A 12,700-nucleotide genomic window follows, 5' to 3' on the forward strand; every position below is an offset into this window, starting at 1 on the left:
TCTATGTTTTTTATGAGGGTTCTGGGTTTTGGGTTTTGGGTTAAAGAGACCTCTCTTGACTCACTACCCACTACCCACGACTCACCACCCACTTCAGAATTTCCCGTCGCGTACCTCAAAATGGGTCGGTTTGTGAAGCGTTGTGCCGCCTATCCTGACCCATTCTGCTACCCATTCAACCATCTGCCCTAAGGAGACACAAGGGTATCCAAACAGTTGATGACACCGAGAGGCGTTGCTCAACAGGGCAGTTTCTGCCTCTTCACCGTCAAAACGCAGCGATTTGCTAAAGAGTGTTCCGAAACATGACGCAAGGTATCGGACAGAAACAGTCTCTGGACCCGTCACATTGAGAATCAACGGTGGGCTTTGACAGTGCGCAAAAGCCCGTAAGGCGACCGCATTCGCATCGCCTTGCCAGATTACGTTCACATTTCCCATTTCCAAGGAGATTGGCTCTTCAGCATAAACTTTTTCAGCGATATCCAACAGTATACCATAGCGGAGGTCTATGGCGTAGTTCAGTCGCAAAATTGCCATCGGCGTACCGAATTGCGATGAGAAGTAGGTGCATATCCGCTCACGGCTCAGGCACGATTGCGCGTATTCACCAATCGGAGCAATAGGTGAATTCTCAGTGGCACCGCCGTAAGAGACCGGGGTCAGCGGATAGACGTTCCCTGTTGAGAAAATGACCAACCGGGAGTTGCGAAACTTATCCGCTACACGTCCCGGCATATAGCCGTTCATCGCCCACGTCAGACTTTCATTGCCTATAGAGCCGAATTTCCTACCTGCCATTAGAATCACATTTTCGATGTTAGGTAGGTTTTGCAGACTGTTTTCTGAGAGTAAATCGGCGGCAATCGTTTCAATACCCGCTGCTTGTAAGTTTTCTTGTACGCCGGATGTCGAAAAACGGGAGACCCCAATCACTCTTTTGGTGATACCTGCAGCGTCGATGGCGCGTTTCGCCTGTTTCGCGAGTGTCGGTCCCATCTTGCCCCCGACACCGAGGATGAGGATATCCCCTTCCAGCGCAGCGAGTGCCGCGATTACTTCATCTGTCGGCTTGGATAAATATGATTCTAATTGGGATTCTGTTTTTATCAAAGGAGGTTAAAAAGTTAGCGACGATTAGGAATCCTATATCGCCTTTCTCTTAAGTCGATATGTTTAAGGGACAGGCACTGAGACCTGTCCCTACCGTCTTTTGATTAATACTCAGACTTGATGTTTGCCCATGTGGTGCTCAATTTGTCCTTAGGATCAACGGAAAATAAAACACCTTTGTTCATATCAGCGTTAATTTCGTCCTCGCTCAAGGCACGTGTATAAAAAGCAAACTCATCAATAAATCCGTTGAGGTATTGAATATCTGCCTCATTGTCCTTGCAGAGAACAATAGCACCCGTCGGTGCGGCAAAGATTGTGAACTTACCACTCCAATCATCTTCACCCACCACTTTGCCGTTGAGATAAGACTTCTGAACTTTGCCGTCATACGTGCCAGCAATATGCACCCACTTCTTAGTTGGTAGAACCGGAATCGGTGTCCGGTGTTCTGTGTTTTTAGTGTCGTAGATGTAGAACACCATATCCGCGGCCCCTTCGATGAAGGTTTCCGCGGGCCACGCTCCTGCAGCATTCAGTGATTCCCAGATTTGCTGTGTGTCACCGGTAGGTGCCTTAATCATTACCCAATGCTCCACGGTCATCTCTGTGAGTTCAACGTCGGTGAGGCCGGGTACCTCTGGTGGTGATTTAATAGCGCTTTGCTCACACTCCATCGCACCGCCAATTTTGCCCTCCTTGCTCCAGTCTGCGCCATCGACTTCGGCATCAAACCCGTTCCCGGTGTCGTCTACAACCTCTTTGTCATCATCTTCGTCGAAGGAGTAGTAGATTAGTAGGTCAGGATCGTTCCGAATCGCTTCAACGTTCGCTGAAAACGCGAGGACAGCACAGAAAGCCAGCCAGAATAGTAACCTTTTCATCGTGATTCTCCTTTTTTAATGGTTGTTGGTTATCAGTTGTCAGTTGACGGTTACCAGTAGTAAGTCGAAGCCGAGCTATCTGTTCGACTTAATGTTCGCCCAAGACGTAGTGAGTTTCCCTTTCGGTTCTATAGGTGTTAGGAACGACGTAGCATCTTGGTCCATGCTCGCTTGGATCTCGTCAGCCGAGAGGGCACGCTCCCAAAGTCTAACCTCGTCAACGCTCCCTGTCCATGCTTCACCGCCCCAGGTGCCGATAGTCACCGCACTCGTGTTTTGAGCAGGCGCGACCGGGTTGCCGGATTCTTCGGAATACGTCACCTCGCCGTCCACATAGATCTCCACTAAGCCGTTGTTGTCGTCTGTATGAGTATAAGCGAGATAGTACCATCTGCCTAACTCTAATTCTGTTTCGTTATCGTTAATATCTTTGAATCCACCATTTGCACCGTTTGTCCAAACTTTGATACCGTTTCCTGGATTCATACCGAACCCGAAACCGATATGCCGAGTTGCCCCGCTCTGCCGGGTACCGAAGATAATAGCGTGTGCGTTTGGCAGTCTGTCGAGTTGCACCCATGCTGCCTGTGTCATCGCGCCTTCGAGATGGAAAGCAGCGTCGTCTTCAATAAGGACGTGATCTGCAGCCGCCCCAAATTGAAGGGCTTTGCCGAATTGTCTGTCAATCCATGTTGCGCCGCCCATCACTTCGCCTTCAAATCCGTTTGGTGAGAAGTCTTGTGTCACGGACCCCGAGCCTTCATCAAGCGACAGAACAAGCCCGTCCATTAAATCAGCGTGCGCGAATGCCGTCGTTATGAGTAGACAGAATGTGATTACTGAAAAAATTTTCATGGAGTCTCCTTAGTTACCTTAAATACCTTTAAAATAGGACTTACGCAAAGCGCAATTATGAAGATTAATTTATTAATTCAGTAATTTTCAACGTGCGATAAATCGCACTACTACGAACCGGTCCGTTTGTAGTAGGGCAATTTATTGCCCGTCAATTACCGAATCATTTTCTGAAACTTCATCATTGCGCTACTATGAACCGCGCGTGTTCCAAAAAACACGGATATTTTCAAGAAGTCGTGTTTGTGGTAAGATTTTAACAAATTTTGGTTTTTGTATCAACGCTAAAATGAGATTTTGAATTGTAGCATGGTTTCCTGTTAGGCTGTGCCCCGCGTCGGCGAAAAAAACTTGTCACCCATCGAAACAAATTGACGTTACTTATGGTAAGGTTTAGAATTAATTGGATACTTTGCATTGGCGAGGTTAGGAAACCTCGCCAGCAATGGTAAAGCACTTTGTGTCTATCTATTTTTGTTTCCACCATAAACCATATCAAAAAAATCTTGACAATTTTATGCTAAATGATGTATAATACACTTAATTTCAAGATTTTCTTGCATTTAATAGCTGTATCGTGTATAATTTTAACGTAACCGCAGCGGTTTTCGGTTTTGTGATAGCAGAGCAGTTGACTGGAATTGCGGTGCATTCAAAGAAAACTTGACAATTTTAGTTACATCCTGCATAATGTGCATGAGAACCTAAGAAGATACTTGGCAAGTTAATCGTAAATGGTCCATCATGTTCATGAGTGCTGAAAATTACTTGCATTTAAAATGTGTATTATGTATAATTTAGGGTAACCGAAAAAAGTTACCTTGACACAAAGGTTTCAATCGTTATTACGATTGAATGGAGAACAGGCAGAAATGTCTGCAAAGGAATGCGGGGCCTGCCCCGCGAACAGGCTTCGCACCTGTTGCCTCCAAAACGCGAGGCACGAACGACGCGAATGTAGTGCGGTAACCCACACACAGGCGCGTAGCGTCCCTGCTGTTAGCGCGGTGGGGGTTGATGAATGTGCTCGAGCACATCAACATAGTTTGTTTTAAAGTTTTTCAAACTTAACTTTAAGGAGAATTGAATAGATGAAAACGTTTTCACGTTTAAGTTCATTTGCTTACTTTGTCCTCGTTTTCTCGGGTATTGCGTTCATGCTTGTTGGTAATCTGGCTGATGCGCAACAGGATGGGCTGCTGGTCGAAACAAATAAGCAAGCAGGTGATTATGCTATAGGGGATACAGCAGAAGTGAGATTTACTGTGACACCTGAAGCTGAAATTACCCTCAATGTTTCATGGGTAGGTATCAATGTCACGTCTGTGGTTGGTCAAGGTGGAATTATTGCCGGCCCTCATACTTCGCCAGCAAGGTACACTACTGATGGTGATACAGGTCGTTTGGTTGTTACGGGTACTGTGATATCATCCGGTGCTCACGTTACAGCAGTTTGGCCTGAAGGGGGTAACAATGGTCTGGAGGCTCGGGCGCTTCTCGGTGGAAGCCCGGATGCTCCGAGGATTGTTGTGGGACCGCCTAATGTAAACGGCACGGGAACACGCTCGCCACTGCAGGTCGGCGATACCCTCACGCAACAGATTTGGGCTAGGGATTTTCTGCCACCAATCATTACCAGTGATTTATCGGCATGGCAAATGGAGATTACATACAATCCCCAGATACTTAGCCTCGTTTCAGTCACTGAAGGTGATTTTCTTGAAGAGGGCGGCATAGATGCCCTTTTTATGGCAGATACGAGAACTCGCGGTAAAATCAAGGCATATCAGGCTCGTATTGGACGACAAACTACTGATGGTGTTGAGACGCTTACGCCAGCCGTGCCGGGTGTCACTGGAAGCGGCTTGCTGCTAACAGTGGAATTTAAACTGTTGGAATTTGCAGAGGAAGCCTTGGGCTTGAGCAATATTCAACTCAGTGATTCACAACTGACCGCAATCACTGATAATGCCTCACAAGCAAGTCGAGAATCTTACCATGTTGTCGTCAATCCGATTGTTGCGACGAACAGGTTCCCGGCAGTGGATGTCAATCGTGATGGCATGGTTGATGTGATGGATCTGGTCGCCATAGCTGGTAGCCTTGGAAATGTCGCAAGTAATCCGAGGACAGATGTGAACAACGACGGTTTTGTCAATGCCCTTGATCTTATGGCAGTCGCTTCAAGTGCGTCATGGGGACAGGCAGTGGCAACTATTAACATCCGAAGCGCAAATAATCCGGATGCTGATGGTAGTGCCCCTGTTGCCAGCGTGGCGAACGTCACACCTGAAACGATTCAAGCGTGGATTGGACTCATACAGGTTGAGGACGATGGTTCCGCTATCTTTAATCTCGGTATCGCGAATCTTGAGGCACTTCTGGCTTCCAGAATTCCGAGTGAGACGAAGCTCCTGCTGAACTACCCGAATCCGTTCAACCCTGAAACGTGGATTCCGTATCAGTTGGCGAAAGCCACGGAAGTCACTGTGATGATCCATTCCATGAACGGTTCCCTGATTCGGACCATTGAATTAGGACATCAGGCAGCTGGCACTTATAAGAGCAAGAGCCAGGCGGCATATTGGGATGGTCGTAACGAACTCGGCGAGCAGGTGGCGAGTGGACTCTATTTCTATACGCTGACTGCTGGCGATTTCACAGCCACGCATAAAATGCTGGTTCGGAAGTAAATCTTGTTTCTATAGGTGCGTTTGAAAAATCGTATCTATGAACCCAATTAAAATCAGGCGATTGATGTGCATCTTTTGGATGTGTGTTGATCGCCTGATTTTTTTCTATAGGTATGTTGTTCTGCTGTGATTATCGGTATTCGGTAATTTGTCACCTCTGGCGGATGCCCAAACTTGTTTGGGCCCGTGTGTATGCTCCCGAACAAGTTCGGGCTTCCAAGAATAGCAATATTACCGAATTAAAAAATTAATTCTTCATTCAGTTTGCCAAAACTCCACACTCCAGCGGAGTGCTATGTCTTAGATCCCCCAAGAGGCTAATAAATCATCTTCCTTTAATTAGAAATGGTGTTAGCATTCACCGTAGCATTTGAAGGGGCTGCTTGTATGATGGGAATGACGTAGCTCCGAATGCTCACACCAGCCACGGTTTCCGTCTCTACGCGAGTTTCCGGTTTTTGACGGTGATCAAAGACGACGTAATAGCCTTCCTTTACACCTTCCAATTTGAGATACGCCGCCAGTTGCTGTTTGCCTGCCTGATAAGACCTATTGCCTTCCCAAATCTTTGTTTCAACGATATATTTTCGCTGATTGTGTAGGAGCACGAGGTCCATCCTGCCACGGCCTGTTTGGACTTCGAGAAACATATCGCCGCGTACGATCCGGACAAAGGTGTCCAGATAGGCATAAAGCAAGTACTGTCCAACGTATTCTTGCGGCGTGTCTGGGACTTGGAGGATCCTGAACCCTGCGCGTGCGATGAAGTCCTGGAAGTTATCCAAGAGCTGCGCTATCTCCAACGCTCCTGTAGGAGAGAGGTAATCCGTAAAATCTATGTCTTCGGGGAGATATGTCAATTCAAGTCCGTTAATTGTAGGCTTGAATGTCTGGAGGATCCGGTGTTGATAGATCGGATTAACGATCTCACACATTCGATCGTCTCCGTTCTTAATGACGCCATAGGTGACGAGTGCGTTTATAAGTGGATCGTCCGGGTTGAAAGTTAAACCTCTGTCATAAGAGGCAATTCTCATGAGAATTCTTTCAAAGTGCCGATCCCTGCGAACATTGGTTAGGAGATGATCGATGTTAGTGTTGCCTTCCTCAAGAAGCTGCGTATGGGCTTTTGAGAAGTGATCCATCGTAATTGTCTCAGTTTTGGGAATGTTGAGTTCCGCTGTCAGAATTTGTGCGGCGCGGTTGACGAGGAACGGCTGACCAGCCGTCTGTTTGTGGAGGGTCTGAATGACTTCAGGTGCGAAAGGTTGTCCGACCGCATCTGTATACTGTGCGAGGAGTTCACCGACCTGTTCGAGGGTAAAGTTCGGCACGACGAACTCATCTTGGATATTAAAAGGTGAAATAGAGTCGTCATAGTTGAGTTGCCTGATGTTTTTAACGCCGACGATGCCAACGCTGTGAGGACAGTGAAATTCCTCGGAGAGATAGATATAGCGGAGGGCGTAGAGAAAATCGCTCACAATCTCCTCGGGAATGCCGTCAAACTCGTCAATAAAGAGAACAACTCGGTGATGTTTGAGTAGACTCCCTAATTGTTCAAAGAACGCCATCATCGAAAAGTGGTCGGTGAGGGATGTGTTTTCCAAGAATTGTGTGAGTGCGTCAGGCAGTAACTCGCCGCGTTTTTGGAAAACGAATTGGATTTGCCTACGAATCATGTAGAGGAGCTGGGCATAAAAAGCGGGGAGTGCGGCGTTACGCTGGATTTGGAAGTCCAGTTGAATAGGGAAGTAGGAGGGGTCTTCCGTTGTAAGTGTAGCGAGTGCAGCGCGAAAGAAAGTCGTTTTTCCGGTCTGTCGGGGTGCAAAGATGACGATGTATTTTCCATTTTTGATACGCACAATGAAATCAGCGATTTCCTGAGAACGTGTAACGATATAGTTATCATGAGGATTGACAGGACCCTGCGTTCCAAAAGTTCTCACGGTTTTTTTCTTTAGCCAGGGGCATTAATTTAAAAAAAATTGCTTTATATGTGTGTACGTTTTCCTCTGTAGGAGCGAGCTGTGCTCGCGATAGTTGAGAAAAAACGTCAACTTATACCATTTCTAAATAAACGCTTCTCATTAAGGAAAACCCGTTCGTAGTAGCGCAATTCATTGCGCTCTTACATGCGGATACCTCATAGAGTTCCACAATCTCTATAAGGCGACTTTATTTTTCAGATTTGGTATTATGTAAACGAAAATCGAAATCAAAACCGAAAACTAAATAGTCCTGTCCTTTAGCGGTTAGGGGTTGACAATTAATCCATGATCTCCCGACTGTTCTAAGACTCTCTTTGCTCCAGATGGAGTTCATTAAATATTTGGGTAATTGACGGGCAATGAATTGCCCTACTACGAACGGTGTGGCTTGTAGTAGTGCGATTTATCGCACGTCTGGCTGTGGAGAAATCTAAAACTCTCGATCCCATGATTGTCTTTCTGACTTGAGATAAGCGTCAATTTCTTCGACGGTGCTGCCCCATGCCCCTTTCATTGAACCACTTAGTTTCTGGATCAATGCTTTTTTTTCTTCACGGGAGAGTTCGTGAGGCGTTTTTTGGAGAACGCTGAATTCAATCTCAAGTTTTTGTCCTTCGGGAAGGTTGAGTTTATCCAACGGTTCAATAATGCCGTTTTTGTATGTTGCTTTTATCTTTTTCCTTTTCATTCTTTCTCATTTCCCATCCCCATACCTCTGCAGTGCCTGCATGAAATTCTCCAGATGCTCTACGTCGAGAGCCGTGTGAAAGAGTGCCTTGAGTTGTCGTAAATCATCAATGGTTTCGAGTTGATGACGCAACTGGTGTGTATGGCTGACATCGAAGCGTCGCTGGAGTAGGTCCAATACATTTTCGATAGTACTTTTTTTCTCACCTTGTTCGATGCCTTGTTCGATGCCTCGTTCAATACCTTGTTCAATCCCTCGCTCAATAATCATTTGGTAAACAGATGACTGTTCCATGATATCCTCCGAAAGTAGTGTGGATATGTGTTGGCGTTCATGTGCCAAACCACTCATGACCCATAACTCTACCAGTAGGTTGCTCCGTGCTTTTGTATCTAAGGGTAGTGATCGTGTTACCTCCGCACAATGCTCCGTCCACGCAAGTCCTGACATACCCGCGGGAGGGTTCATCAGTGGCGTAAACGGCATTAATCCCGGATGCCGTGCTTCCAGGATTGATTGTCCATCAATCTCACTCAGCCGGATGACCTGATATTCAACGATAAAACGATGTCCCGGTACATTTTGGAAATACCCACCTGGATCCCCGCGCCCGGCTGTTGAACGCAGATAAAGCACGAAGGAGTAGACAGGTAGCCCATATTTTTCATAGCATCTACCAATATAGCCTACATTCCGCCGCACCATATCTGGATTCCGGCTGTCGTCTGTTTGAATTTCGCAGTGTATGAGAACGAGTTGTCCATCAAGTGCTACCTTTATCAAAACGTCCATGTGGCGGACTTCGACGTTGGTTAGATTGCTATCAACGTGTTCGATAAACTCAAAGTCTTGTCTGTTCATTAGAAACTGTAGCATATCTTCAGGGAAGACGTAAAACGGGTCTTTGGCTACAATATCGAATTGTTGGCGCGGTAAAATAGACGCATCAGATGCAGGTTGTTCTTTATCTATGTTATTTTTCATTTCAACTTTCTCCTCCCTGTGCCCCAGCGCATATCTTCAACCCTGACACGCCACCACACCCGTATTATATATCAATTGACTGCCAGATGTCAAAGTAAAAATACAGCCTCTTTACCAATAGCCAACAGCCATTAAAAAATCCGCGTCATCCGATAAATCCGCGATAATCCGTGATTTGCGGTGTCCCCGCCTCGGGAAATGCCATACGGCATTCATATCGTTGATTCATGCGACGTGCATTCAGACAGAATTATGAAACTTATTTCGTCTCCATAGCGTATAAAAGCGTGAGGTTAATCGTTTGATACGTTACCTTGCGAAACCCAAAAAATATTAGCCGTTTCGCTGGAAGTTCTTGTAACAAATAACATGCGTGAATTGCGTAAAATTTCAAAAAATCAGTCCAACGCCGCACCAGCGTGTAGTTTTAAAGGAAAGAAAAGGAAATGAAAAAGCAAATATTTGTCTGTGTTCTTATTTTCACAACCTGTCTATTTTACCTTTTAATGCCAAGCGTTGTTTTCGGACGATCCGCTGTAGTGGTATTTTCAAAGTACAAAGATACTGTGTTTCAATATCCGGATGTTCAAAGGTATTTTCCGGATGTCCTGCGCGCTTTTCAAGATCCGCACAAGCAATTATTTCTTGATTCAAGTGCTATGAACCGTTTTGTTGTGGAACCTGACTATCTACGAAGAGCTTACGCTCCTGCAGCAGATGATAGCATCCTAATCCTTCTGCTTCTGGATGCAGACTTCCAAGCGTTATTCAGAGATGGAGATTTTCATGCTATTATTAAAAGTACCGGCGAACTTAATACGCTTATACGGTTGATTCCGCAACCAACAACACAACTACCCGAGGACTGTGAAATCCCTGAACCTGAACCGCCAAAGGCGACGACGTTGGAGATAGTCTTAGGAAATGACCAGAGCGGTGAGTTTGGCGAATTGTTGGCACAAGAATTAGTAGTCGGTGTAAAAGATCAAAATGGCAGCCCACTACCTAACATTGGAGTGACTTTCCGTGCTCGTACCTCTACCTCCGGAGTTAAGTTCTCAAATCAATCGACATCTACGGAATCGACATCTACGGATAGTTTCGGTTTAGCCAAAACGACTCTCACGCTTGGTAGCCAGGAGGGCGAGAATCAAATAGAGGCAAGTGCTGCTGGTATTTCATCACCACAGATTTTTACAGTGACTGCTATCGCGCCTCCACCTCCAGAACCGGAGCCAGAGCCGGAACCAGTTATGCCTGATCCACCTTTGACACCGGAGCCCCCTCAGTTTCCACCGGTGTATTGGATAGAAGGCGGTACCCTTTATCGTGAATCTCCGATTCAAGGAGTTGAAAAATTAGAAGTGCATAAGCCAACGAATGGGACGCTAACCGGGGGGCTTGCCATGGATATGGAGGGCGGAAGGATTTATTGGACGGAGGAAACCGCAGACGGGATGGGAAGAGTTCTCAGTGCTAATTTTGCTGGGGGAGATCTCCAAATAGCTAAGGAAATAGAAGCAGTGCCTTATGGTATTGCTGTTGGGAGTGACAAGGGTAACAATCGTTGGATTTATTGGACGACCTCTACCGGAAAGATCCAACGTATCAAGGTTAATGGTTCAGGTTTTAATGGGAACCTTGTCTCAAATGTGGATTCTCCAATGCATATCGCCTTTGATGAGGTGAATCATCAACTTTATTGGACGGAAGCGAGTCGTATCCGGTCTGTATCTGCCAACGGTAAAGGAAAAAAGGAAAATGTAGTTGAGAACTTATTGGGTCATTTAGGTGGTATTGCTGTTGCTGAGGGTGTCGTGTATTGGACGGAGTCAATAGGTTCTGAACAAGGAGTCGTCAAGTCCCAGAAGGGCAACGGATCCGGTCAGAAGCTGCTCGCTGTGTTAGCGGGTGTCCCTGCAGGAGTTGCGGTGGACGCTGCGGGTGGTAGGGTGTATTGGACGACATCTCTGGGTGGCGTCGAGAGTGCCCCGATCATTGAAGTTATCGAAACTGTGGTTAAACGTGCGAATATCCCCACTACAGGTATTGCCTTGGGGAATGGGTCATTGATACCATTGAGTTCTGTTGCTGCTGCACCTTCAATAAGTTCGGTGGGGCCCCAGGAGAGTACTTTACTTGCGAACTATCCGAATCCGTTTAACCCCGAGACATGGATACCGTATCAGTTGTCGGAATCCGCGGATGTGCGTGTGTCCATCTATGCTGTAAACGGTAGTTTGGTACGTCAGTTGGATTTAGGACATCAGTCTGCGGGGGTGTATCGTAATCGGAGTCGTGCGGCGTATTGGGATGGACGTAATGAGTTCGGCGAGCGCGTTGCGAGTGGTTTGTATTTCTATACGCTGACGGCGGGCGATTTCAGTGCGACGCGCAAGATGCTAATACGGAAGTAAGTTTTAGGTTCGTAGTAGGGCGATTCATCGCCCGTTGCGAGTCACAGAGGCGCAATAAATTGCGCTACTACGAACCGGTTCTTCAGAAATGTTACCTGCCTACACGGTTGGAGAAGGAGGAATCCGAAAAGTGAAGATTTTTGTTGTGTTGGTTTTATTGATGGGTCTCGTAATGCTTGCAGGCTGCGGTGAAGAAGTAGAAATCATAGACACCGTGGATACGATTATGGATACTCCAACAACCGTGCCACCCGAGCCGCAGCTGCCTGTTACCACACAGCCCAATCCTGTCGTCGTATCTGGAAATATGGTGCGGATTCCGGCAGGCACGTTTCGGATGGGGAGCAACGATCCGGAGGCATTTATAGATGAGCAGCCGGTGCGTTCCGTCTATGTCAACGCCTTTTCTATGGACAGGTACGAGGTAACGAATGCGGAATATAAACGGTTTTTAGATGCTAACTTACAGTGGCAAAAGGGTCGTGTTCAGGCGAGATACCATGATGGGGATTACCTTAAGAACTGGGTTGGAAATAGTTATCCGTCGGGGGAAGGAAATCATCCGGTCGTCTACGTAAGTTGGTATGCGGCACGGGCGTACGCATCGTGGGCAGGGAAACGGCTGCCGACCGAAGCGGAATGGGAAAAGGCTGCGCGCGGTGGACTGGTTGATCGGAAATATCCACGCCGCAATTCTACAGATGCGGATTCTATAGATGCGAGTAGTGCCAACTATGGCAACGGTATTGGTGGAACAACCGCTGTTGGACGGTATCCTACGAACGGTTACGGGTTGTCGGATATGGCAGGGAATGTGTGGGAGTGGTGTTCAGATGTGTATGATAATATTGAAAACTCCCGGGTATTGCGGGGTGGGTCTTGGAGTTCGCACGCGCTGGATGCGCGGGTCTCGTTCCGGGGTGCGGACATTCCGATTTTCACGAGTGACGATGTCGGTTTTCGGTGTGTGAGGTAGGGGGAGTAGCGGTTGGCGATTAGCAATGAGCAGTTCGTAATTAGTGATTAGTAGTCAGTTTCACTTCTCGGTAGGCGCGGTTTCCGAATCGCGCCTATT

General features: G+C 46.9%; 9 protein-coding genes. 3 read left to right on the forward strand and 6 right to left on the reverse strand.

What is annotated here, in order from left to right:
* Positions 1-93: 93 nt before the first annotated feature.
* From OXN25_20530 to OXN25_20540, 3 genes are all read right to left on the reverse strand, one after another.
* Positions 94-1,110: an NAD-dependent epimerase/dehydratase family protein gene (locus OXN25_20530; protein ID MDE0427246.1), complete on the reverse strand. Its 1,017-nt coding sequence runs from the start codon at positions 1,108-1,110 to the stop codon at positions 94-96.
* 107 nt (positions 1,111-1,217) lie between these two features.
* Positions 1,218-1,997 (reverse strand): LamG domain-containing protein, encoded by a 780-nt coding sequence (locus tag OXN25_20535; GenBank protein ID MDE0427247.1) that lies wholly within the window; start codon positions 1,995-1,997, stop codon positions 1,218-1,220.
* 75 nt (positions 1,998-2,072) lie between these two features.
* The gene (locus OXN25_20540; protein MDE0427248.1) at positions 2,073-2,852 is read right to left on the reverse strand and encodes a LamG domain-containing protein; all 780 of its coding nucleotides are present in this window, start codon (positions 2,850-2,852) and stop codon (positions 2,073-2,075) included.
* A 1,091-nt stretch (positions 2,853-3,943) separates the two neighbouring features.
* Here OXN25_20540 and OXN25_20545 point away from each other — a divergent pair.
* Positions 3,944-5,545 carry a T9SS type A sorting domain-containing protein gene (locus OXN25_20545; GenBank protein ID MDE0427249.1) on the forward strand — a complete coding sequence of 534 codons (1,602 nt, stop codon included), beginning with the start codon at positions 3,944-3,946 and terminating at the stop codon, positions 5,543-5,545.
* Between the two features lie 335 nt (positions 5,546-5,880).
* Here the strand turns inward: OXN25_20545 and OXN25_20550 are convergent, their stop codons facing one another.
* The 3 genes from OXN25_20550 to OXN25_20560 all read right to left on the reverse strand — a co-directional run bounded on the left by OXN25_20550 (position 5,881) and on the right by OXN25_20560 (position 9,208).
* Entirely contained in the window at positions 5,881-7,494 is a 1,614-nt protein-coding gene (locus tag OXN25_20550) for an AAA-like domain-containing protein (GenBank protein MDE0427250.1), read from the reverse strand.
* 472 nt (positions 7,495-7,966) lie between these two features.
* Positions 7,967-8,224 carry a DUF104 domain-containing protein gene (locus tag OXN25_20555; protein MDE0427251.1) on the reverse strand — a complete coding sequence of 86 codons (258 nt, stop codon included), beginning with the start codon at positions 8,222-8,224 and terminating at the stop codon, positions 7,967-7,969.
* A 6-nt stretch (positions 8,225-8,230) separates the two neighbouring features.
* Positions 8,231-9,208, reverse strand: a complete 978-nt coding sequence (locus OXN25_20560) for a hypothetical protein (protein ID MDE0427252.1) — start codon at positions 9,206-9,208, stop codon at positions 8,231-8,233.
* Between the two features lie 446 nt (positions 9,209-9,654).
* Between OXN25_20560 and OXN25_20565 the strand changes: the two genes are divergently transcribed.
* Positions 9,655-11,625 (forward strand): T9SS type A sorting domain-containing protein, encoded by a 1,971-nt coding sequence (locus tag OXN25_20565; GenBank protein ID MDE0427253.1) that lies wholly within the window; start codon positions 9,655-9,657, stop codon positions 11,623-11,625.
* A 130-nt stretch (positions 11,626-11,755) separates the two neighbouring features.
* Positions 11,756-12,601, forward strand: coding sequence for a formylglycine-generating enzyme family protein (locus tag OXN25_20570; GenBank protein MDE0427254.1), 846 nt, complete (start codon positions 11,756-11,758; stop codon positions 12,599-12,601).
* The last annotated feature ends 99 nt before the right edge of the window (positions 12,602-12,700 follow it).

The organism is Candidatus Poribacteria bacterium (assembly GCA_028820845.1).
Taxonomy (GTDB): Bacteria; Poribacteria; WGA-4E; order WGA-4E; family WGA-3G; genus WGA-3G.

Coding starts and splice junctions, on each gene's coding strand:
- OXN25_20535 (MDE0427247.1), bottom strand. CDS start 1,997: ATGAAAAGGTTACTATTCTGGCTGGCTTTCTGTGCTGTCCTCGCGTTT.
- OXN25_20540 (MDE0427248.1), bottom strand. CDS start 2,852: ATGAAAATTTTTTCAGTAATCACATTCTGTCTACTCATAACGACGGCA.
- OXN25_20545 (MDE0427249.1), top strand. CDS start 3,944: ATGAAAACGTTTTCACGTTTAAGTTCATTTGCTTACTTTGTCCTCGTT.
- OXN25_20555 (MDE0427251.1), bottom strand. CDS start 8,224: ATGAAAAGGAAAAAGATAAAAGCAACATACAAAAACGGCATTATTGAA.
- OXN25_20560 (MDE0427252.1), bottom strand. CDS start 9,208: ATGAAAAATAACATAGATAAAGAACAACCTGCATCTGATGCGTCTATT.
- OXN25_20565 (MDE0427253.1), top strand. CDS start 9,655: ATGAAAAAGCAAATATTTGTCTGTGTTCTTATTTTCACAACCTGTCTA.